This window comes from Acetobacter malorum, from assembly GCF_001580615.1.
Taxonomy (GTDB): domain Bacteria; phylum Pseudomonadota; class Alphaproteobacteria; order Acetobacterales; family Acetobacteraceae; genus Acetobacter; species Acetobacter malorum.
Window position 1 is genome coordinate 95,323 of the sequence record NZ_LHZC01000054.1, and the last position, 22,777, is coordinate 118,099.

Genomic DNA, 22,777 nt, shown 5'->3' on the forward strand with positions numbered 1-22,777 from the left:
AACGCCTGCCCTTTTGCCGCATGGCGTAGCGCTCAGACCGCAGCCGCACGTGCAACCGGTCGCCGCCCACTGAACCGGGCGCGCAGCTTGCCCAGACGCAGCACCCCGGCCAGACGACGGTCAATAAACGCCGCCAAAGCCGCTTCATTCTGCCCGCGCGCCAGCCAATAGAGCAGAGTCGTACCATACACAGCCCCGAGCGTCAGACGTTTGGTGACGTAGGTCATGCCCGACGAGTCATCCTGCGCCGCCTGCCAGATCGCATTGATGGTCCGCATCAGAGACCGCCGTAACGCGCCGCGCGCACAGGGTGTCGCCAGCGTTGCAAATCCGGTTCTGGCCCCGGCCCGCATGGCCTGATCCACTGGCAGACGCAGCAGAAGAGCCTGCCGCACGCGCTGGCTCAAGCGCGGTTCGGTTGTCTCAAGCATAGCGGCAACCATTTCGCGATCACACAGGTCAGACCAGGCCTCGACCATTTCCACAGCGCCGCCCGGAAACAGCAAATCCGCCTGTGGCCCGGCCACATCCCGGAGCACAGGCATGCTCCAGCCTCGCTCTCCGGCGACCGCCGCCAGCTTACGCAGCGCGTCATCCCGCACGGCGTCCCGTTCTATGGGCGCGGGCATGCTGCCTGTGGCCAGCCCTGCCACGGCAAGAGAAATTGCCTGCTCGACCTTGCCCCATCCTATGGTCATGTCCGCACTCCGTATCGCGTTATCTCGGTATCAAATCCGAGCTTTCCCAGATCATCCATTCGCATGGGATAGAGAATCCCGTCCAGATGATCCATTTCATGCTGCATGACATTGGCCAGGAACCCAGAGGCTACGCCTTCCACGGGCTGGCCCCTGTGATCATATCCCGCATAGCGGACCCGTTTGTAACGCGGAACTTCCCCGCGCAGGCCGGGAATAGAGAGGCATCCTTCCAGACGCGGCACCAGCTCTTCCCCCACCGGCTCCAGAACCGGGTTGATGAGCACCTGCACACCGCACGGCGGATCCTCCTCACCCTCGCTCCGGCTTTCCGGCACGGAATACAGGAAAAGCCTTTTTGAAACATAGACTTGCGGAGCCGCCAGCCCAACACCGCCAGCATCTGCCAGCGTTTCCATCATGTCCTGAATCAGAAGCCCGACATCCGGCGTACTGACGTCCGCCACATCTTCCGCCCGTTTGAGTAAAACCGGGTGCCCCATCCGTGCAATTTTTAAGATAGCCATACCCGCCTCCTTATAGCTCTATTAAATAGTCACAAGAGTTTGTTGCTGAGAGGCAAGAACGAATTGTGTCTTTCCGCAAGCCCGTGCTATAGACGCCGCCAATAGAGGAATCGGTAGCACGCAGGTGCTTTACCGAGTCTTTTTCCATATCACGTCAAAACCGGGATTATCCGGGTTTTCTGAAACAGGGGTTAGTGGCCAAGTGCACGTTCTCGTCCGTGACAACAATGTCGATCAGGCTCTCAAAGCGCTCAAGAAAAAAATGCAGCGTGAAGGCATCTTCCGTGAAATGAAGCTGCGTCGTCATTTCGAAAAGCCTTCCGAGCGTAAAGCGCGTGAGTCTGCTGAGGCCGTGCGCCGCGCCCGTAAAATGGAACGCAAGCGTCTCGAGCGCGAAGGCTTCTAAAGCTTCCGCACTCCATGCGCTAAAAAGGGCGGGACACAGCACGTGTCCCGCCCTTTTTTTGTTTCGCGTTTGAACGATCAACCCAGCGGAACAGGAGAGAACCGGAAACAGGCCCCCCTGCCCCCGGCTCTTCCATCATCAGGCAACGAAGCTGCCTGACAAAATTCCTCAGTCCGCATCCATCAGACGATGAGACAGATAGATGGCTTCCAGCGCCCGCTCATGCGCCACTTCCGGCGCGTTGACCGTGCCGGAATGACCGCCTTCAATATCTTCGTAATAGAAGAACGGTTTACCGAGCGCTTCCAGCCGGGCTGCAAAGCGACGGGCATGCACCGGGCCGACGCGGTCATCACTGGTTGCTGTAAAAATGAACGGCTCCGGGTAGGACACGTCTGCTTTCAGGTGCTGCACCGGAGAAATGGAACGCAGGAAATCCGCCTCTGCGGGCACAGACATGGAACCATATTCCGCAGCCCATGAGGCCCCGGCGGACATGGTTTCAAAATGCTCCATGTCCAGCAGCGGCACGCCGATAATCACCGCGTTCCACAAATCCGGATGCTGCGTCATCTGCACGCCAGACAACAGGCCACCATTAGAGCGGCCGCGAATACCCAGATGGCGCGGGGATGTAATCTTGCGGTTAATCAGATCCCGCCCGACAGATGCAAAGTCATCATAGACTTTCTGCCGCCCGGACTTCCGCCCAGCCTCATGCCAGGCCGGACCGAACTCTCCGCCACCCCGGATATTGGCCACTACATACACGCCGCCACGATCCAGCCAGAGCTGACCAATTTCCGGCGCATAAAGCGGAGTATAGGAGACCTGAAAACCACCATAGGCCGTCAGCAGCGTCGGGTTTGCGCCGTTCAGCTTCATGTCACGCCGATGCACGATAAAATACGGAACGCGCGTGCCGTCCGTGGAGGTCGCCCAGAACTGCTCTGTCACCAGCTTGTCGGTTTTGAACCGAGCCGGAGCAGATTTGACTTTATGCGGCTGCCCTTTGCCCTCCAGCAACCAGAGCTGAGACGGTTCCAGATACCCTTCGACGCTCAAAAACGCCGTATCTGACGCATGATCAGTATCGACAATATGAACCGACGTCATGTCAGGCAGCGCAAGAGCCGTAGCCTGCCAGGACTTGCCTGCCTGTGTGGGCGTAAAGCGCATGGCGCGGCCACGCACGTTATCAAACAGACTGACCAGAACGGTATTTTTAGTCACGCCAACCTGATCAATCGACTGAGACAGGCCGGGTGTGAAAATCACCTGCACACCCTGCTCCACCGCACCCGGATCAACCGAAAGCAGGCTACCGGCAGGAATGGTCGTCTGGCCGACCGGATGCCAGTCTTCCTCAATAGAAACAATCAGACGGCCTTTGAGCAGCCCCTGAATTTCACTTTTAGCAGGCAGCGCCAGCCAGCGCAGGGCTTTGCCCCCGTCCACCACAGCATAACGCGTTTCAAAGAAGTTCACGCTCCGCTGGATCATTACCAGCTGATGCCCGTCTCCATCTGTCAGCACCAGAGGCATGACGGCCATATCGGACGCCTCACCGCGGAAGAGTTCTTTCTCCTCCCCCGCTGCCGCCCCGCGCACCATGGTTTTGACCACAAACGGATACCCGGATGGTGTCAGCGTGGTGCCTTTTCCATCCCAGTCACGGGCCAGCAGAATCGTGTTTGCATCCACCCAGGCGGCTGTCTGCTTGGAGCGTGAGAACACAAAGCCACCGGGCACAAACTGGCCGGTTTTACTGTTGAATTCCCGCAGCGTCTCGGCATCTTCTCCACCGTTGGACAGTGCCACAAGACAATGCTCATCTGCCGGGGCAAGGCAGTTTGCACCTTTAAAGACCCAGTTCACACCGTCCTGTTTCGCCAGAGCATCCACGTCCAGCCGCACGGCCCAATCGGGCGCTTTTTTCAGGTAAGAGGCCTGACTGGCTTCCCGCCAGATCCCATGCGGATGGGCGGCATCCTGCCAGAAATTCCAGATTGCCCCGCCCATAAGCGACGGCATAGCCAGACGGTCCGGAGCCTGAAGGCCAGTCAGCACGTCCTTATAAAACCCGGCATAGCGCGGGTCTTTTTCCAGCGTGCTGGTGGTGTGCAGGTTCTGGGCGCGCACCCACGCCATAGCCTGCTGCCCGTGGATCTCATCAAGAAACGTGGTATTTGTAGTCGCGGTGATAACCGGTGCAGCGCCTGCCTGAGTATCGGCCGCCTGTGCCAGACCACCGGGGGCCGCTGCTGTCATGACAAGCGCGGAGGCCGCCCCTGCCAGAATCCAATGTTTCAAACGCATTCTCACCGTTCCCGGAATTCTCTCATGTGTCATGCGGACTGTTTTTTCACCGTATTGAAAAACAGTCCACCAAAAGAAAAACCCCCGATGCGAGGCACCGGGGGCTTAATCTGGTCAGGCAGCCAAACAGCCGCCAAGACAGGCAGTCTTATTTCTGAAGCTTGTCCAGTTCACGGACAATGGCTTCACCCATGACGGACGTTCCGACACGGGCCATGCCTTCGCTCATAATATCCGCCGTGCGCAGGCCGCTTTCCAGCACCCGGGAGACGGCCTCTTCCACCATCTTCGCTTCGTCCTGCAGGTTCAGCGAGTAACGCAGCAGCATGGCGAAGGAGAGGATCTGTGCAATCGGGTTGGCAATGCCCTGCCCGGCAATATCCGGCGCACTCCCGTGGATCGGCTCATACAGCGCTGCACATTTCCCATCGGCCCGCACCGCACCCAGCGTGGCAGACGGCAGCATACCGAGGCTGCCCGTCAGCATGGAGGCCAGATCGGACAGGATGTCACCAAACAGGTTGCCGGTCACAATCACATCAAACTGGCGCGGGTTACGCACCAGCTGCATGGCGCAGTTATCGGCCAGCATGTGCGTGAGCTTCACATCGGAAAATTCACGCGCATGGAGGTCAGTCACAACCTCTTTCCACAGCAGGCCGCTTTCCATCACGTTGCATTTTTCAACGGAACAGACATGGCCAGATCGCTTGCGGGCCATTTCAAACGCCACACGGGCCACGCGCTCGATTTCCGGCGTGGTATAAACTTCGGTGTTAATGCCGCGACGCGTGCCATCCGGCAGGGTTTCAATCCCACGCGGGTCACCAAAGTAAATGCCGCCCACGGTCTCGCGGACAATCATAATGTCCAGACCACGCACCACGTCGGGCTTCAGCGTGCTGGCATCCACCAGCGCATCAAACACCTTGGCCGGGCGCAGGTTGGCAAACAGCTCGAGTTCCTGACGGAGCTTGAGAATGGCCACTTCCGGGCGCTTATCAAAACCGACATGGCCCCAGCGTGGGTCCCCCACGGAGCCAAACAGAACTGCATCTGCCGCACGGGCTTTTTCAATCACCTCATTGCGGATTGGCTCGCCATATTCAGCCAGAGATGCGCCGCCAACCAGATCTTCCGTGATTTCAAACGCAATGCCACGGTTCTTTTCCAGCCAGCTGATAACGCGGCCAACTTCCCGCATCACTTCCGGACCGATACCATCCCCCGGCAGAACAAGCAGTTTTGCAGGCTGAGCACTCATGACTTTTCCAATTCTTCAATCAAGGGTGATTGTCGGCATCCAGGGGCGTTCCCCGGCAACCTTGTGTTCAAAGGTCTTAATTTCAGTCTCGTGCTGAAGCGTCTGGCCAATATCATCCAGCCCTTCAAGCAGCATGTGCTTGCGGAACGGATCAATCTCAAACGGCACTTCCTCACCATCCGGGCGGATCACCACCTGCCGGGGCAGGTCAATGGTCAGCCGGGCATTGCTGCCCATGGTGGAATCAGACATCAGCTGATCACACACTTCACGCGGCAGCTTGATAGGCAGGATGCCGTTCTTGAAGCAGTTATTGAAAAAGATATCTGCAAAAGACGGGGCAATCACACAGCGAATGCCAAAATCCAGCAGCGCCCATGGGGCGTGTTCACGAGAAGACCCGCACCCGAGATTGTCATAGGTGACCAGAATCTCAGCGTTCCGCCAGGGTGCCTTGTTCAGGATAAAATCCGGGTTTTCAGACCCGTCCGGGCGATAGCGCATGCTGTCAAACGCATATTTGCCCAGGCCCGTCCGCTGCGTGGTTTTCAGGAAGCGGGCCGGAATAATCTTATCCGTATCAATGTTGTCTTCCGGCAGAGCCGCAGCAACAGCGGACAGCGTGGTAAATTTTTCCATCAGACCAGCTCCCTCGAATCTGTCAGACACCCTGTGACAGCCGCCGCAGCCGCCATAGCGGGAGAGAGCAGATGTGTCCGCCCACCGGGGCCCTGACGCCCTTCAAAATTACGGTTGGAGGTTGAGGCGCAACGCTGGCCCGGCGTCAGCTTGTCCGGGTTCATCCCCAGACACATGGAGCACCCGGCCTCACGCCATTCAAACCCGGCATCCAGAAAAATCTGGTCCAGACCTTCTTCTTCCGCCTGCATTTTTACCAGACCAGAACCCGGCACGATCATGGCACGCACGCCGTCCGCTACCTTGCGGCCTGCGGCCACCTGAGCAGCGGCACGCAGATCTTCAATGCGGCTGTTGGTGCAGGACCCAATGAACACAACATCCACCGGCGTTCCGGCAATTTTCTGCCCGGCTTCCAGCCCCATATAGTCCAGCATGCGCTGCATCTGCACCCGTTTGGACTCATCAGGCTCCTGCGCCGGGTCTGGCACTGTGCCCGTAATGGGCAGAACCGTTTCCGGGCTGGTGCCCCACGTCAGGCTCGGGGCAATATCTTCGGCCCGCAGAGAAACTTCTTTGTCAAAATGCGCGCCGTCATCCGTCGCCAGCGTGCGCCAGAAGGTCACAGCGTTTTCGAAATCTTCCCCTTTGGGGGCAAACGGACGGTTGCGCACATAGTCAAACGTGGTGTCATCCGGGGCTACAAGCCCGGCACGTGCACCGGCCTCGATGGACATGTTGCAGATGGTCATACGACCAGCCATGTCCAGCCCGCGAATGGCGGAGCCTGCGAACTCGATCACATGCCCGGTGCCGCCTGCGGTGCCGATATGCCCGATAATAGCCAGCATGACGTCCTTGGCAGACACACCCGGCGCAAGCTCACCTTCGACCGTCACACGCATATTTTTGGCGGGACGCTGCAGGATGGTCTGGGTGGCCATCACATGCTCGACTTCAGACGTGCCGATGCCGAACGCCAGAGAGCCCATCGCGCCATGGGTGGACGTATGGGAATCACCACACACAATGGTCATGCCCGGCAGGGAAATGCCCTGCTCCGGACCGACCACATGCACAATGCCCTGCGAGGCGGAAAGCAGCGGGAAATACGGAACCCCGAATTCCTTCACATTCCGTTCCAGCGTTTCAATCTGGTTCCGGCTTTCCGGTTCTTCGATGGGTTTGGTACGGTCAGACGTGGGAACGTTATGGTCCACCACAGCCATAGTCATTTCAGGATGACGCAGCTTACGCCCGGCCAGACGCAGGCCTTCAAACGCCTGCGGGCTTGTCACTTCATGCAGAAGGTGACGGTCGATATAAAGGATAGAGGTGCCATCCGGCAAAGTTTCGACAACATGGTGGTCCCAGATCTTGTCGAATAACGTACGCGGCGCCATGGCCCTCCCCTTTCATGGAACGGCACGGACTCGCGCAGATCAGCCTGAACTCAGCCCTGGTCTGACAGACGAAAAACCCGCGCCTTCATCTTCTCAGCACCCGAAAACCCGGCGAGCCGAAGCCCCACCGGGTTTTTGAGGTCAGGCAGGCCACCCAAAGGCAGCCTGCTTTAACGCGATATTAGCTGGCAGCTGCCGGAGCAACAACGTCACGCGGACGCTCAGCGATACGAGCGGACTTACCGCTACGGCCACGCAGATAGTACAGCTTTGCGCGACGCACTTTACCGCGACGCACAACCTTGATTTCAGCAATGGTCGGAGCATACAGCGGGAACACACGCTCCACACCTTCACCATTGGAAATTTTGCGCACGGTGAAGTTGCTGTTCAGGCCCTTGTTGGAACGGGCAATCACAACACCTTCAAATGCCTGAAGACGCTTACGCTCACCTTCAACAACCTGCACGGACACGCGCACCGTATCACCGGCTGCGAATTCCGGCACGGCGCGTGCGGCGGTCAGACGTTCGATTTCTGCAGCTTCATACTGCTGAATAATGTTCATTTCGGTATCCTTCCTCAAACCCCTGTTGGGTCTGTCTGCCCGTTTTTTCCGGTAGCAGCAGTCCCGTTTCTCTCCCTGCGAGCCAGCCAGGCAGACCACAGGTCCGGCCGTCTTTCCCGCGTGATTTCTTCCGCCTGCTTCTGGCGCCACGCAGCAATTGCCGCGTGGTTTCCTGACAGCAGGACTTCAGGCACGTTTTGACCTTCCCATACAGCAGGACGGGTATAGTGAGGATATTCCAGCAGGCCTTCGGAAAAACTTTCCTCAACCCCGCTTTCCTCACACCCCATCACGCCGGGCAGCAGTCGGACGCAGGCATCCAGCAGCACAAGGGCGGCGGTCTCTCCACCGGACAGAACATAATCCCCTATGGAGATCTGTTCGATTTTCCGGCTTTCAAGAACCCGCTCGTCCACCCCTTCAAACCGGCCACACAGCAGCACGAGGCCCGGCCCCTGTGCGTAACGCTGCACGTCCTGCTGGCGTAGTGGCCGGCCACGTGGTGTTAAAAACACCCGCGGCACATCCACCGGAGCCTGTGTGGCAGCCAGAGCGGCATCCACCACGTCGGGGCGGATTACCATGCCTGCGCCACCACCAAACGGGGAATCATCCACCGCCCGATGCCGGCCCAGACCCTGCTCACGCAGGTCCTCCGCAGCACAGGACCACACACCGTTTTCCAGCGCACGTCCTGCCAGAGACAATCCCAGCGGACCGGGAAACATCTCCGGGAACAACGTCAGCACCGTTGCCTGCCAGCTCATGCCGCAGGCCCCGCCGCTTTGGCCGTTCCCACACCACGCCCTTCCTCACCAGAGACCTCAACAGGGCGCACGATGGTGACCACCCGCCCCTTCAGATCAATCTCCGGCACGCAGGCGCGTGTGAACGGAACAAGCACGCCACCGGTCAGCTCCAGACTGGCGCCACCCCCGTAATCATGCACCATGACAACCTGCCCCAAAGAGCAGTCGCCTTCCCGCGCCTCCATGCCAATCAGATCAGCATGGTAGAATTCTTCTTCTTCAGGCTCGGGCAGCACATCACGCGGCACAAAAAGACGGGTATTGACCAGCGCCTGCGCTGCGGTCCGGTCGGCTAGGGGCTTGCCCTGCGCATCGCGCAGTTCTGCCACACCGTCCGCCCCGCGCCAGCGCAGAGACCATTCCCGCCCCTTTTCATCCACCAGAACCTTATAGGCTTCCAGCGCGGCCGCATCGGCAGCGTAGCTGTGCACATGCACAAGCCCACGCACACCATGCGGTCTGCCAACAACGCCTATCTGGATAAGGTCTGCGCGCATGATCGGGTCAGCTTAGCTCGCTCTGGCCTCAGGCTGCGGCTTCAGCAGCTGCAGCAGCGGCTTTTGCGCGTTCCTGGGCTTTCTTCTTCGGAGCAGATTTCTTGGGCTGCTCGTTGTAAGCGGGCTTGGGAGCCAGACCAGCGTTACCCAGGAAGCGAGCAACACGGTCGGTTGCCTGCGCACCCTGAGACAGCCAGTGCGTGATGCGCTCATCAACCAGACGCACGCGTTCTGCATGGTCGGACGGCAGCATCGGGTTGTAAGACCCTACTTTTTCAATAAAGCGGCCATCACGCGGGGAACGGCTATCAGCCACCACGATGTGGTAGTAAGGACGCTTCTTGGCCCCTGCGCGGGCAAGACGAATTTTAAGACTCATTCAGACTTCTCCAAAACCCTGAAAAACTTCGGATAGAAACAGGCCGCTTCAGCGGAAGGGAGAACCGCCACCCGGCGGCCCTCCACCCATTCCTTTAGGCATGAGCGCGGACATTCCCTGGCGCATGAGACCTTTCACGCCCAGCTTGTTAAAGCGCTTCATCATCGAGGACATCATATCAAACTGCTTGAGCAGCTTGTTGACCTCCTGAACACTCGTCCCTGACCCGGCTGCGATCCGCTTTTTGCGGGAAGCCTTGATAACGGCCGGCGCTTTGCGCTCGCCCTTGGTCATGGAAGAAATAATGGCCAGATGCGTCTTCAGGATAGAGGTATCAAGGTCCTTGTCGCCAATGGCTTCCTTGATTTTCCCCATACCCGGCAGCATGCCGACAATTCCGGAAATAGACCCCAGCTTGCTGATCTGTTTGATCTGCGATGCATAATCATCAAGATCGAACTTGCCGGCCATCATCTTCTTGGCCAGCCGTTCCCCTTCTTCATGATCAAGGGTATCAGCCGCTTTTTCCACCAGCCCGGCAATATCGCCCAGGCCCAGAATACGGCCAGCAACACGCTCGGGGTGGAATTCTTCCAGCGCATCCAGCTTTTCACCGGAACCGGTCAGCTTGATGGGTGCGCCGGTAATGGCCTTCATGGACAGGGCCGCGCCACCGCGGGCATCACCGTCCATACGGGTCATCACCACGCCGGTCACGCCCACGGCGTCATTAAACGCCTTGGCCGTGTTCACGGCGTCCTGCCCGGTCATGGCATCCACAACCAGCAGAGTTTCAGCAGGCTGGGTCACGGCACGAACCTGCCGGACCTCTTCCATCAACGCTTCGTCAATAGACAGACGGCCTGCTGTATCGAGAATAACAACGTCGTAGCCTTCGCGCCGACCTACATCCATCGCACGCTGTGCGATTTCAACCGGGGTCTGGCCTGCTACGATCGGCAGAGAGGCGACATGCGCCTGCTCGGCCAGCTGCGCCAGCTGCAACTGGGCTGCCGGGCGCTGGGTATCCAGAGACGCCAGCAGCACCTTCTTCCGCTCACGCGTAGAGAGGCGCAGGGCGATCTTGCCGGAAGTCGTGGTTTTACCAGACCCCTGCAAACCCACCATCAGGACGGGCACAGGCGGCGTGGCGTTCAGGTTGAGCGGAACAGCGCCCGCCCCACCAAGGGCATCAATCAGCGCATCGTTAACAATCTTCGCAACGGCCTGACCGGGGGAAATGCTTTCCAGCACCTCCGCACCCACGGCGCGTTCCTTAACCTTGTTAACGAAGTCCTTGACCACAGGCAGCGCGACGTCTGCATCCAGCATAGCCAGACGAACTTCGCGCATTGCCTCCATAACATCGGCTTCTGACAGCGCGCCACGTTTGGCGAGTCCATCAAAAACCCCGGAAAGCCTGCCTGAAAGAGCCTCGAACAAAAGCGTAATACCCCAAAAGGAGACGCGCCACTGCGCGAACACTCGCGGAGTGGCGGTCCTGATTTGTGAGAGGGAGTTACAACCCCACTCTCACCGAGTCAAGAAACGTCTGTTTTTTACTTGTCAGACGCCGGCGGGGCCGGGTGCTCAACTTCGCGCAGCTGTTCCATCAGATCATGGATTTTAGTCTGACGTGCCTTGACCTGAGCCAGCTGGTCGGCCGTCAGCACATCATGGATGCGGGACGCAACTTCCAGATGGCGCGCCTCAGCCTGCGCACGCAGAGTTGCCTGCTGCTGCTGCAGAGTCGCTATCTTGTCTTTGTCAACCGGGCCCGGCGTCGTCAGGATATCCTGAATCTGCTGATGAATTTTGGAGGATTCATCGCGCATATCGTCCGCATGGTCCTGATCGTGGGCTTCACGCAGGATGGTGTCGATCTTCTTGCGCTGCTGCTTCGTCAGGTCCAGCCCTTCCAGCATACTCATGCCGCCACCATGGCCACCCGGCATGCAGGCACCGGGACCGCCCGGCGGCGGGAAGCCACCACCCTTACCGGGGTGGGCGTGGGCAGGCAGAGCTGCAACAGACAGGCCAATAACCGCTGCTGCGGCAAGGAAACCGTTTCTGTAATTCATGGGCTTTTACAACTCCTGAAAAATTCTATGTCCTGAGAGATACTTGGCGATCATTTCTGCACACGCAAGGTGCGTCACCACAGTGTCATCAGGGAGCTTTTGTCTCAGCTCATGGAATAGATGATGACCAGAACCGGAATCAGTCCCAGCAAAAACCATGATCCCATGGCACAGGTCGCAACAGCATGGGCAACACGCCCCTGCAACCGTGCCCGTGAACCGGGACCAGACAGAACCTGACGCCGAGGTTCTCCACCTTTGGATTCATATCGCATCTGAATGCTCCTCATCCGGTGACATGACCTTCTTTTTCAGGCTGAGAGAACGCGCTCGTTCATCAGTCTGTAACGTCATGTCTGGAAGCAGACCGGGGCAAATTCATGGCATGTCAGTGTCGATCAACACACAAAACACGGCCCCGTGTAGCAAACAGGCTCAGTCCTTATGCAAAAGCTCTAAAAAATGAGCTGCATCCGTCACATCGCGCAGCCGCGTAGCAATGCGGTCCGTCACGTCCGTATCCTCGCCCCAGATCGCCATCTGCTCGCGCTCATCCAGCGTGGCACACGCTACCAGCTCTTCCGGCGTGCCCTGCCCTTTGACCAGAACCAGCCCCAGATACAGGCTACCCAGCGCAGGCACGGCCACACCCAGCACCGCAAGCTCCGCATCGGAAAGAGACTCGAGCAGGGCGCGCAGGGTTTTCATGGTGGAAGCCGGCTGAGTGATCGGCATCACCCCTTCCGTCGTGCACAGTTCCATGCCGAATATGTCCTGACACCAGTCCAGCCAGGGGTTCCACAGTTCACGCTGCCGCCGTGCCAGTCTGGAATTTCCGGCCTCGCGGTAACACAGCAGGTCACTGCCCGCGTACGCCAGCAGGCTATCAATCACGCCCGTCCGTGCACCGGGAATACGCTCCAGCATGGAACCCGCAATGCGGGTCAGCGGCAGATCTTCCGGGCGGAAATGCCCGCCCACAGTCAGGCCAGCCGCCTGCCATTCCGCAGCCAGCGCATCAGCCAGAGCGCGGGAGGAGACAGAGAGCATGGTCTTTTCCGGCAGCCGGACCGGCCTGCCATCCAGCTGCACGGCAAAGCCTTCCTGCTCCGGCACAACCGTCGCCTGTTTCCAGAACCGTTTACGCGCGCCGGCCGGGGCTGGTTTTTTTTCCAGATCGCTCATTTAAACAGCCCCAGTCCGCGCAGCATGTTCATCACCTTTCCGTCTTTTCCTGCTTTGGGGGCAGACGGTGCAGGACCAGCACCCCCTTCCCGCGCGGCAGAGAGCAACGTGGGGCAATTATCATTCCCGCCATCATCGCCGCCGATATTCAGGCCATAGCGCCCGCCGTAAGACGGCTCCATTTTGGGCACAGGAGCCGCAAAGGTGCCCGTCACCCGCAGGTCAGACGCGGCTGATGCCCCGCCCAGTAACACGCGCGGCGAAAGATGCAGGTCCAGCGCATGCGTCCCCAGACCAACCGTGCCGTGACCATGCAGGGAGAGGAATGGCGTTTCCATGGCCAGCAGATCAATCTGCGCAGCGCCATCAGAAATCTGCATGTGCGTGCCAAAACACCGCACGGGCATTTTGCCTTTCAGCGGAATATCCGGCCCAAGCAAATTACGCAGCGCGGCACCCCCAATGGACCCATCCACAACAGACGCGCCAATATGCCCGGCCAGCGTACGCCGGCGGGTTTCATCATCATCGCCCTGCATGCTGACGGTGCCGACAAGCATCAGCGGCCCCTGCATCAGAGAGGGCGCGCCCATCCAGCCCTGCACGGCAGCCACGGGCAGCACAACCGGATGCATCGCAATTTCGTAAGCCGGGACATTGCCAGACGCATCATAAACAAACCGGGCAGACTGCGCCGTGCCGGACCCTTCAGCCTGCACAGGGTCCGCCACCAGTCGCCCACCCTGCACCACAACGTGGCTGGTGAGCTGCGTCCATGTGAGGTCACGCCAGGCCACATGCGGCGTTTCCACATTGGCGTTCAGCGTCAGGCCACGCACCACATCTTGCGGCGCATGCTTTTTGACCAGCGCCAGCGTGGAGGCTGTTTCCACATGCCCATCCACCTTGACGCTTTCAGCCGTCGGGAAGGTGCCACCGGGGGCGAGCTGGTCCAGCACGCCATGCACGTCCACGGAGGAATGCCCACCGCCCAGCGTTCCCGCCAGTTTCAGATTGGACGCCCCATCGACAAGGCTCAGATCCACCGGCGTTTCCGTTTTTTCCGGAGCCAGTGCGAGGGCCGTCATCTGCGCCAGTGTACCGAGCGTGCCGCGCAGCCCCAGGGCCTGCGCCCCAAGCTGGCCATCAATTTGCACAGCCAGAGGCTCATCAGGTTTTGTGGCGTCCAGCATGGCGCGGCTCAGCTTGCTGCCGGGCACAAACCGGCCAAGCTCAACCTGCCCTGTATGCACATGCAGCCCCTGCGCCACCGGCTGCTGCCCGGCACCGGCAATCTGCGCATCGACGGAAATATTTTGTCCGTCCGGCAAATCAGCCCGCGGGAAAAACTGCTCCAGATCCCGCAACTGCCCCAGCGAACCCCCGACCTGCAACGCGTAAGCGCGCGCGCCATCCGGGTCCGTTACCGTGCCATCCAGATGCGCCAGCCCGGCGGGGTGACCGGCAATCGTCAGAGCGAGCTTGAACTGCACAGGGAAGTCTTTGGCGCGCACCGGCAACAGGCGGCCTGTCTGACCGGTCAGGACAAACTGGCCTTTGCCTTTCTCGCCCTGCACGTCAAAGCTGGGTGTGGCCCCGTCCAGACCCTTGACCTGAATATGCCCAAAGCCGATCTGGCCGGTTTTGTGCCGAATCTGATCATCCCAGCGAACATCCGCCTTGGAAATACGCACAGTGGAGACACTGACATCCCAGTGCATCTTGCCGGAAGACGGGCTGCCCCCTCCGGTGTCAGGGCGCACAGGCGGCGTGAAGATCCAGTCCGCCCGGCCATCCGGCAGACGGCGCAGAGAGACGCGGGGCTGAATGATGCTGACATCATTAAACACAATGCGATGCTGGAACAGCGGCAGCAGCCCGAGGCGCGCGCGGACTTCCCCCGCATCCACCATATTCGGCGCGGGCTGCCCGCTTTCTGCGGCGTCCGCCTCTTCCACACCGGAAAGATGCACGCCACGGGCTTCCACCCACGGGAACGGCAGGAGCCACACATGCAGCTGGTCAACCGTCAGATGGCGGCCTGTCTGTTCTTCCACAGCCGCCACCAGCCGCACCCGCAGCCAGTTTGCATCCTGCATGGCGGAGACAACGCTGCCCCCGCCGACCAGCAGCACAGCAGCCCCGGCTACCAGACCGATCTTCCATTTCAGCCGCATTGGCTTTCCTCCTGTATCCCGGAAGTCGCTGTTATCCGCCGCGACGAGACGGTTTGGGCGTAGCCCCCGGCGCAAACCCCAGAGCACGGAAGGTCTCACGCATATGCGGCGGGAGTTCGGCAGTCACAGTCAGCCGCCCCCCTGCCGGGTGTGGCATATCCAGTTGCCGGGCATGCAGATGCAGCTGGTCCGTAAAACCATCTACGTGTGCAGTGGCTCCACCATATTTCGGGTCACCCAGAATGGGGGTGCCGAGCGATTCACAATGCACGCGCAGCTGATGCGTCCGCCCCGTGAGCGGAGACAGCGCCAGCCATGAGAATTTGCGCGCAGCCGAATCCACAACCTCATAGGTCGTGCGGGCATACTGGCCGTCCGGGTCCTTGCGGTCCGCTGCCACCATGATGGCATTGGCGCCCACGCCGAGGCGCGCCAGAGGCTGATCAATCTCGCCTGACATCGGGTCAGGACGGCCCACTACAACAGCCCAGTAGGTCTTTTTCACATCCCGTCCACGGAAGGCTTCCGCCAGCTTAGCGGCCACACCGGGGGTGCGGGCCAGCAGCAGCAGACCGGATGTATCCCGGTCAATCCGATGCACCAGACGCGGGCGCGGATCATCCGGCTCGGCCCGCAGGCCATCCAGCATCATATCCACATGCTTGGTAATGCCGGGGCCACCCTGCACCGGCAGGCCAGCGGGTTTGTTCAGAACAATCACCTGCTTGTCCTGATACAGCACCATGCCCTTAATCTCACGCACCAGCCGCTCATCCAGCGGGCGCGGCGCATCCTTTGCCGGTCGGGCCGCCATGGGGATGGGCGGCACGCGCACGGACTGGCCCGGCTGCAGGCGGGTAGACGCCTCAACGCGTTTGCCATCCACCCGAATCTGGCCGGTACGGCACAGCTTTTGCAGCGCTCCCTGCGTCAGATGCGGGTAATGGCGACGAAAATAGCGATCAAGGCGAATATCCGCCTCGTCCTCGCTGACAGTCAGAATCACAACACTCATGCGACGATATTCACGACTGACGCCGATCCCGCAAGCGGGCCCATGTTTCCAGACGGTGGCGGATCTCCCGCTCAAAGCCTTTTCCGGTCGGATTATAGAAGGTCTGGCGCTTCATCTCATCGGGAAAATAATTCTGCCCGGAGAAGCCTTCGTCCGTATCATGGTCATACTGATAGCCCTTTCCATAGCCGATTTCCTGCATCAGCTTGGTCGGCGCGTTCAGAATATGCGCGGGCGGCATCAGGCTGCCGGTGGCCTTTGCGGCACGGCGCGCCGCACCATAGGCTTTATAAACACCATTGGATTTGGGTGCCGTGGCCAGATGCACCACAAGCTGCGCCAGAGCCAGTTCTCCCTCCGGTGAGCCAAGACGCTCATAGGTTTCCCACGCGGCAATGGCCAGCGGGAGCGCCTGCGGGTCGGCCATCCCAACATCTTCCGCCGCAAAGCGCGTCATGCGGCGCGCGAGGTAACGCGGGTCTTCCCCGCCTTCCAGCATCCGGGCGAACCAGTAGAGGGCGGCATCCGGGTCCGACCCGCGCATGGATTTATGCAGGGCGGAAATCAGGTTGTAATGCTCTTCCCGGTCCCGGTCATACAACACGGCGCGTTTGGCCAGCAGACGGGCAAGAGCCTGTGCATCCAGCGGCGCATCCGTTTTCAGGCTGAGAAGCTGCTCCACCATGTTCAGCAGATAACGGCCATCACCATCCGCCATGGCGCGGAGGGTGCCCCGACCTTCTTCCGTTAGCGGCAGAGGTCGCCCGGTTTCTTCCTCAGCCCGCGCCAGCAGGGCTTCTTCCGCCGGGTCATCCAGCCGGTTCAGCACCATCACCTGACAGCGGGACAGCAAAGCCGAATTGAGCGCGAAGGACGGATTTTCCGTTGTTGCCCCAACCAGCACAATCGTGCCGTCTTCCACCACAGGCAGGAAGCCATCCTGCTGGGCACGGTTGAAGCGATGAATTTCATCCACAAACAACAGCGTGCCACCACCGGCTTCTGCCTGCCTGCGAGCGTTTTCAAAGGCTTTCTTCAGGTCCGCAACACCGGAAAACACAGCGGAAAGCTGGACAAACCGCAGTCCTGCCGCCTGTGCCAGCAGGCGGGCAATGGTCGTTTTCCCCACACCGGGGCCACCCCAGAGAATCAGGCTGGCCAGAGACCCCCGCTCCAGCATCCGCGTCAGCGTGCCATCCGGCCCTAGCAGATGCCCCTGCCCGACCACATCTTCCAGCCGGTTTGGCCGCAACCGGTCCGCCAGAGGCTGATTAGGCGCAGGGCGACCCGGATGCGCAGCGGACGAATCACGGTCCAGTGGCGGAGCCTGATTGCCAAAAAGATCCGCACCCGGAGCCATGTCCGAAGGTGTTGTGCGCCGTGCCGCCATACCTGCCTGTCCTGAAGAAATACTCACCCCTGATATCGGGCTGCGCTGCCTGTTTTTCCACCTCTGCGCTCAGAAGAAAGTCCGGCCACCCCGCCTGCGGCGTTTTATTCAGGCTGTGCAGGCAGCGTGAAGGTGCCCGCAGGAATGCTAATCCCGCTCTTCACATCAAACAGAGTCACGCGCGTCTCGCGCCCCTGTGCATCCACCACGCTCCATGAGCGCAGCGCCACCGGGTTATCATAAAACACCAGCGTCAGGCTGCCATCTCCGGGGGAAGAGGTGCGCACGACTGTTACCTGCACCAGCCCGCCTTCATGCTGGAAGCCGGTAATGGTGACATCATTCGCCAGACTGACATGCTGCCGCAGCAAGAGGCCCAGCGGTGTGCGCTCCATGGGGATAACGGTTGTCTGATCAAGCTGGTTATCGCGGAACACCACCTTGCCCTGATTAGCTACCAGCAACAGCGGCGTTGGCGGGTCATACGCCAGCCGCATCTGGCCGGGGCGCTGCATCAGCACAACACCGGTTGTGCGTTTTCCGTCCGCATCCAGCTGCTGCATATGCGCCTGAAAAGTGGTGACGCTGTTGAGCGCCTTTTCAATCTTCCCCAACCAGACCTTGTCGGACGCGGAAAGCGTGATGCCCTGCGGTGCGTCGGCCGACGGAGCTGCCTGAGCCGCCTCCTGCGCCATGGCAGGCGCGACAGGAGCCAGAGCGCTCACACCGCCCCCCACAGAAAGAGCCAGACAGAGGGCTGAAAATTTGCCGGAACGTGATGTCATACGCGCTGTCATTCCCATTGGTGACCACAAGCCGCCAGCAAACACCTTGCCCGGGCCTTTATTATGGCACGCGCAGTATGCCACCTGCCGCAGCGGGATAACAGAGGTGCGTGTTCAGGAACTGCCGATCAGCACCCCGGCCAGAAAAACCAGCGCCCCGCCAAACACAATCTGCACAATGGCCGAACCAAAGGGGGTGTCCTGATACCGCCAGCGGATCCATGAGATCAGGAACAGTTCAATCACCACCACGGCAATGGCCACTGTCATGGCCGCACTGAAGGACTCAATCAGGAACGGCAGGGTGTGGCCAATACCACCGGCCATGGTCATGGCCCCGCACACCAGCCCGCGGATGAGCGGCTTGCCGCGCCCGGACAACGCGCCATCATCCGAAAGCGCTTCCGCAAACCCCATGGAAATCCCGGCCCCTAACGAGGCTGCCAGCCCGACCAGAAACGCGCTGTGCGGATCATGCGTGGCAAAAGCTGCGGCAAATACCGGGGCGAGCGTGGAGACGGAGCCATCCATCAACCCGACCAGACCGGGCTGGACAATCTGGAGCACAAAACGCCGCCGGGCGTTCTCGTCTTCATCGTCCCGCTTGTCATCCGTCAGATGGCGGGAGGCCATATCGCTGGCGGCCCGGCCATGCTGGTCTTCCGCTGTAGCAAGATCCCCCAGCAGTTTCCGGGTTTCGGCATCATTGGTGCGGAGGGCGGCCTGCCGGTAAAAGCGGGCAGCGTCCCGCTCCATGTCTTCCGCATAGCGCCGCACAACCTCGATACCCTGCCCCTGAATTTGCCAGGCGGGCTTACGCGGCATGAACCCGGCGATATCCTGACGGCGAATCAGAGGAATATGATCTCCAAAACGCCGGACATAGACATCAATCAGATGCCGCCTGTGGTCATCTTCCTCACGCACCATATCCGCAAAGATTTTCGCGGTATCGGGGTAGTTTTCCTGCAAGGCATAGGAAAAGTCCGCATAGATGCGACCGTCCTCTTCCTCATTGGAAATGGCCAGAGCAAGAATTTCCTGTTCGGTCAGGGCAGTAAATTTACGCATCTGCCCTGCATATACATTTTCAGGATAAGTCTCAATTTATTCTTACATAATGAGAATATTTCGCATTTTCAGAGCAACTGTGCCGTGGATTTTTCTACAAAAACAGATAAGGGCAGGATCATAACCTGACCCTACCCACATCATTACTGTCCCGACAGAAAAAGAGTGACCTCTTTAAAAGACAACCAAACCTACCAGCAGCGCCAGCGCCACCGCAAAGCCGATTTCCCGGTTGGCGCGGAACTGAGCCAGACACAAAGCCGGATCAGCCGGATTGACCCCCACAACCTGCCGCCACAGCAGGAACACCGGCAGCAACAGGACCGGCCAAAACAGAAGCCCCACACCAGCAAGCAGGGCGGCCCCCGCCAGCAACACCACCATCAGCGCGTAACAGGTGCCAATAAAGGCCTTTGCCCGCCCAGCCATGAGGCGTGAGGTGGATTTCACGCCAATACGGGCATCATCTTCCATGTCCTGAAAGCCATAGATGGTATCAAACCCCAGTTGCCAGACGATGGTTGCCGCATAAAGCGCAAGCTGCGCGAGGGAGAGATGGCCGGCCGCCGCCGCATACCCCAGAGGTGCGCCAAACCCGAAGGTAAAGCCCATGACCAGTTGCGGCCACCACGTAAACCGCTTGGCCAGCGGATACAGCGCCACCAGCACCAGCGAGGACGCCCCCAGAATCTGAGAAAGGCCATTCAGTTGCAGCAGAATTGACAGACCAATCGCCAGCAGAATGGCCAGAAACAGCACTGCATGCCGCATCCGCAGAGCACCGGAGGCCAGCGGGCGGCCAGCCGTGCGGGCGACCTGCCGGTCAATATCGCGGTCCCACATGTCATTCACCACGCAGCCCGCAGCCCGCATGACAAGACTGCCAATGCCAAACAGCACAATCAGGCGCACCCGCTCCGCAGCTGGCACACCCTGTGGCAGCAGAATCCCCCATATGCCGGGCAAAAACAGCAGCCATGTACCAATAGGCCGGTCCAGCCGCGCCAGCAGGGCATAAGGGCGCAGGGCCGGAGGCAGGCGGGCAATCCAGCCCGTCACCCGGATGTCGGTATGACCGGAAGAAGCTGACACGATACAGGCGGTCCTTTAACCAAACACAGCAGTGCCGGGGGTATGCCATAAATTCCCCTCTGGCATGAACCTCTTTGCGCAGAACGGCATTACCGCCTAAACAACCATATCTTTGTGAGAACGATCCGCCGGACCGTGCCTCCCCTTCCCGTTGCAACCTGCCTGATAGCTGAATGCCATGAGTTCGCCCGAGCATCTTCCCCGTCTTTTTGTGCCGCAGGACGCCGCAGGTGGTCCGGCGGAAGTCGGCACGTCCTGCCTGCTCAGCCCGGCACAGGCGCGCTATCTGGGCACGGTCATGCGCAAAAAGGCGGGGGATTCTGTCCGCGTCTTCAATGCCGGGATGGGCGAATGGCTGGCCAGTCTGGGCGAAATTCGCAAGGATCGCGGGAGTCTGACACTCACGGAGCGCCTGCGCGCCCCATGTCCGCAACCAGACCTTGTTCTGGCCTTCGCACTGCTCAAGCGCGATGCGACCGATATGGTCCTGCGTATGGGCACGGAGCTGGGGGTTACGCGCTTCCTACCTATTATTACCGAACGCACCAATACCCACCGCACCAACCCGGAACGGCTGGCAACCATCGCCGTCGAGGCGTCCGAACAGTGTGAGCGGCTGGATATCCCGACCATTGCCGAGCCCTGCCCTCTCGCCAGCCTTCTGGGCGCATGGCCTGAGGATGCGCGCCTGTTTACGGCCATGGAACGGGCTGAGGACAGGGGTGTTTCCGTCCGCCACACCCTGCGGGATGCGCGTGCGGGTGATGGTCTGCTCATTGGCCCGGAAGGCGGCTTTTCCGATACGGAATGCCGCACTCTTCTTGCGCGTCCTGCCATTACCCCTATTTCTCTGGGGCCGCTGGTTTTGCGGGCTGATACAGCCGTTGCCGCAGGACTAGCACTTATGGGCGACGGCTTGCGCTCCGCTCAGGATTAGTCAGAATACCTTCACCTTCGTTCTGGCCCGCCTTCTGCTGCCGGGCTGTCTTTCAAGGAACAGTGATTTCTAATGTCTCACGCCGATGCCCACGACGACACACCCGTTCGCTCAGTTTCTCAGCTGGCTGAGGTTTTTGCCAAAGGGTGTAAGCCCCGCGACTCATGGCGCATTGGCACAGAGCACGAAAAATTTGGCTGGGTGCGGCCGGAAGCTGCCTCCAACGGGTCCAGCCCGCAGGCTGGCCGTCCGGCTTATTCTACGCCGCCTTACAGCCCCGCCGGGATTGAAGACCTGCTGAATGGCCTTCAGGAAGTGGAGCCCGATGACTGGGAGCCCATTCTGGATGAAGGCAAGATTATCGGCCTGAAGGGTATTGAAGAGGCCAAAGGCGCTGGCATTTCTCTGGAGCCCGCCGGGCAGTTCGAGCTCTCCGGCGCCCCCCTGCAAACGCTGCATGAAACAGCGGAAGAGCTGGACAGACATTATGAGTCCGTGCGCCCGCTGGCCCGCAAGCTGGGACTGGGGTTCAGCCCGCTTGGCTTCCACCCGACCGCCAGGCGGGACGAGCTGCCGTGGATGCCCAAATCCCGCTACGCCATTATGCGCAACTACATGCCCAAAGTTGGCAAGCTGGGTCTGGACATGATGCAGCGCACCTGCACGGTGCAGGTTAATCTCGATTTCGGGTCCGAGCAGGATATGGTCCGCAAGATGCAGGTGGCCATGGCCCTGCAACCGGTAGCCACCGCCCTGTTCGCCAACTCGCCCTTCTTTGAAGGCAAGCCGAACAACTACCTTTCCAACCGCGCCCGCATCTGGACGGATACGGACAATGCCCGCTCCGGCATGCCCGCCTGCGTGTTTGAAAAAGACTTCGGCTTTGAACGCTATGCGGAATGGGTGCTGGACGTGCCCATGTATTTCATCATGCGTGACGGCAAGATGCGCGATGTCTCTGGTCGCTCTTTCCGCGCATGGATGAACGGTGAGCGTCAGGATGGTCTGGAAGACGTCACCCCCACGCTGGCCGACTTTGAAAACCATATCTCCACCGCCTTCCCGGATGTGCGCCTCAAGCAGTTTCTGGAAATGCGCGGGGCCGATGCTGGCTCAGCAGAAATGATGCTGGCTCAGTCCGCCCTGTGGGTTGGCCTGCTGTATGATGATGCAGCACTTGAATCCGCCTATGAGCTGGTGTGTGACCGCCCGTGGGAAGATTACGTCAAGCTGCGCTCTCTGGTGCCGTCTCAGGCGCTGAACACGCCGTGGGGTCAGGGCACCGTGCGGGATCTGGCAGCCCAGGTTATCGGCATTGCCATGGATGGCCTGCAGGCCCGTGGCTTTGTGGATGAGAATGAGCGAGAAGAATGGGCCTACCTCGCCCCGCTGACCGCCATGGCAGCAGGCGGCCCCACGCAGGCCGAACGCTGGCTGGAGCGCTACTACGGGGCATGGAGCGGCGATGTGACGCGCATTTTTGGTGAAAGCGAGATCTGATTCCGCTTCCATTTTTTCGGGCTGGCCGCTCCCCG

General features: G+C 60.0%; 23 protein-coding genes. 3 read left to right on the forward strand and 20 right to left on the reverse strand.

The features are described 5' to 3' along the window. Positions 1–32 precede the first annotated feature (32 nt). Entirely contained in the window at positions 33–698 is a 666-nt protein-coding gene (locus tag AD930_RS12195; protein WP_061506461.1) for a ubiquinone biosynthesis protein COQ9, read from the reverse strand. Beyond that, positions 695–1,225 (reverse strand): peptide deformylase, encoded by a 531-nt coding sequence (gene def / locus AD930_RS12200; RefSeq protein WP_061506462.1) that lies wholly within the window; start codon positions 1,223–1,225, stop codon positions 695–697. The genes AD930_RS12195 and def overlap by 4 nt, the downstream gene beginning before the upstream one ends. Before the next feature lie 202 nt (positions 1,226–1,427). On the opposite strand from def, the gene rpsU reads away from it, so the two are divergent. Continuing rightward, positions 1,428–1,631: a 30S ribosomal protein S21 gene (gene rpsU, locus AD930_RS12205; protein ID WP_006557524.1), complete on the forward strand. Its 204-nt coding sequence runs from the start codon at positions 1,428–1,430 to the stop codon at positions 1,629–1,631. A 168-nt stretch (positions 1,632–1,799) separates the two neighbouring features. Here rpsU and AD930_RS12210 read toward each other — a convergent pair whose 3' ends face one another. The 18 genes from AD930_RS12210 to ubiA all read right to left on the reverse strand — a co-directional run bounded on the left by AD930_RS12210 (position 1,800) and on the right by ubiA (position 20,305). Beyond that, the gene (locus AD930_RS12210; RefSeq protein ID WP_231867377.1) at positions 1,800–3,950 is read right to left on the reverse strand and encodes a prolyl oligopeptidase family serine peptidase; all 2,151 of its coding nucleotides are present in this window, start codon (positions 3,948–3,950) and stop codon (positions 1,800–1,802) included. Between the two features lie 148 nt (positions 3,951–4,098). Further along, positions 4,099–5,214, reverse strand: coding sequence for a 3-isopropylmalate dehydrogenase (gene leuB / locus AD930_RS17915; protein ID WP_043550583.1), 1,116 nt, complete (start codon positions 5,212–5,214; stop codon positions 4,099–4,101). 15 nt (positions 5,215–5,229) lie between these two features. Beyond that, positions 5,230–5,853 carry a 3-isopropylmalate dehydratase small subunit gene (gene leuD / locus AD930_RS17920; protein WP_061506463.1) on the reverse strand — a complete coding sequence of 208 codons (624 nt, stop codon included), beginning with the start codon at positions 5,851–5,853 and terminating at the stop codon, positions 5,230–5,232. Next, positions 5,853–7,256 carry a 3-isopropylmalate dehydratase large subunit gene (gene leuC, locus AD930_RS12225; RefSeq protein ID WP_043550580.1) on the reverse strand — a complete coding sequence of 468 codons (1,404 nt, stop codon included), beginning with the start codon at positions 7,254–7,256 and terminating at the stop codon, positions 5,853–5,855. Before leuC ends, leuD begins: the two co-directional genes overlap by 1 nt. A gap of 181 nt (positions 7,257–7,437) precedes the next feature. Further along, positions 7,438–7,824 carry a 50S ribosomal protein L19 gene (gene rplS, locus AD930_RS12230; RefSeq protein ID WP_043550578.1) on the reverse strand — a complete coding sequence of 129 codons (387 nt, stop codon included), beginning with the start codon at positions 7,822–7,824 and terminating at the stop codon, positions 7,438–7,440. 14 nt (positions 7,825–7,838) lie between these two features. Further along, positions 7,839–8,591 (reverse strand): tRNA (guanosine(37)-N1)-methyltransferase TrmD, encoded by a 753-nt coding sequence (trmD, locus tag AD930_RS12235; protein ID WP_061491763.1) that lies wholly within the window; start codon positions 8,589–8,591, stop codon positions 7,839–7,841. Beyond that, positions 8,588–9,130: a ribosome maturation factor RimM gene (gene rimM, locus AD930_RS12240; RefSeq protein ID WP_061491762.1), complete on the reverse strand. Its 543-nt coding sequence runs from the start codon at positions 9,128–9,130 to the stop codon at positions 8,588–8,590. The genes trmD and rimM overlap by 4 nt, the downstream gene beginning before the upstream one ends. A gap of 28 nt (positions 9,131–9,158) precedes the next feature. Beyond that, positions 9,159–9,509, reverse strand: coding sequence for a 30S ribosomal protein S16 (gene rpsP / locus AD930_RS12245; RefSeq protein ID WP_061491761.1), 351 nt, complete (start codon positions 9,507–9,509; stop codon positions 9,159–9,161). A 48-nt stretch (positions 9,510–9,557) separates the two neighbouring features. Next, entirely contained in the window at positions 9,558–10,952 is a 1,395-nt protein-coding gene (ffh, locus tag AD930_RS12250; RefSeq protein WP_043550737.1) for a signal recognition particle protein, read from the reverse strand. A gap of 116 nt (positions 10,953–11,068) precedes the next feature. After that, positions 11,069–11,590: a Spy/CpxP family protein refolding chaperone gene (locus AD930_RS12255; RefSeq protein ID WP_061506464.1), complete on the reverse strand. Its 522-nt coding sequence runs from the start codon at positions 11,588–11,590 to the stop codon at positions 11,069–11,071. Positions 11,591–11,694: 104 nt separating this feature from the next. Then, complete coding sequence (locus AD930_RS17925; protein ID WP_156102490.1) at positions 11,695–11,865, reverse strand: hypothetical protein; 171 nt, start codon at positions 11,863–11,865, stop codon at positions 11,695–11,697. 160 nt (positions 11,866–12,025) lie between these two features. Next, a complete protein-coding gene (locus tag AD930_RS12260) occupies positions 12,026–12,775 on the reverse strand; it encodes an ATP12 family chaperone protein (protein ID WP_061506465.1) in 750 nt (249 codons plus the stop codon). Next, positions 12,772–14,952, reverse strand: coding sequence for an AsmA family protein (locus tag AD930_RS12265; RefSeq protein ID WP_061506466.1), 2,181 nt, complete (start codon positions 14,950–14,952; stop codon positions 12,772–12,774). The genes AD930_RS12260 and AD930_RS12265 overlap by 4 nt, the downstream gene beginning before the upstream one ends. Before the next feature lie 31 nt (positions 14,953–14,983). Next, positions 14,984–15,967, reverse strand: a complete 984-nt coding sequence (locus AD930_RS12270; RefSeq protein WP_061491757.1) for an RluA family pseudouridine synthase — start codon at positions 15,965–15,967, stop codon at positions 14,984–14,986. A 10-nt stretch (positions 15,968–15,977) separates the two neighbouring features. Continuing rightward, positions 15,978–17,357, reverse strand: a complete 1,380-nt coding sequence (locus AD930_RS12275) for a replication-associated recombination protein A (RefSeq protein WP_061506467.1) — start codon at positions 17,355–17,357, stop codon at positions 15,978–15,980. 104 nt (positions 17,358–17,461) lie between these two features. After that, positions 17,462–18,052: a LolA family protein gene (locus AD930_RS12280; RefSeq protein WP_373320478.1), complete on the reverse strand. Its 591-nt coding sequence runs from the start codon at positions 18,050–18,052 to the stop codon at positions 17,462–17,464. Between the two features lie 204 nt (positions 18,053–18,256). Further along, the gene (gene mbfA / locus AD930_RS12285) at positions 18,257–19,213 is read right to left on the reverse strand and encodes an iron exporter MbfA (protein WP_061502938.1); all 957 of its coding nucleotides are present in this window, start codon (positions 19,211–19,213) and stop codon (positions 18,257–18,259) included. Between the two features lie 174 nt (positions 19,214–19,387). Continuing rightward, positions 19,388–20,305, reverse strand: a complete 918-nt coding sequence (ubiA, locus tag AD930_RS12290) for a 4-hydroxybenzoate octaprenyltransferase (protein WP_061506468.1) — start codon at positions 20,303–20,305, stop codon at positions 19,388–19,390. Between the two features lie 178 nt (positions 20,306–20,483). Between ubiA and AD930_RS12295 the strand changes: the two genes are divergently transcribed. Both AD930_RS12295 and AD930_RS12300 read left to right on the forward strand, forming a co-directional pair. Further along, complete coding sequence (locus AD930_RS12295) at positions 20,484–21,242, forward strand: 16S rRNA (uracil(1498)-N(3))-methyltransferase (protein ID WP_061506469.1); 759 nt, start codon at positions 20,484–20,486, stop codon at positions 21,240–21,242. Positions 21,243–21,314: 72 nt separating this feature from the next. After that, entirely contained in the window at positions 21,315–22,742 is a 1,428-nt protein-coding gene (locus AD930_RS12300) for a glutamate--cysteine ligase (protein ID WP_061506470.1), read from the forward strand. Positions 22,743–22,777 lie beyond the last annotated feature (35 nt).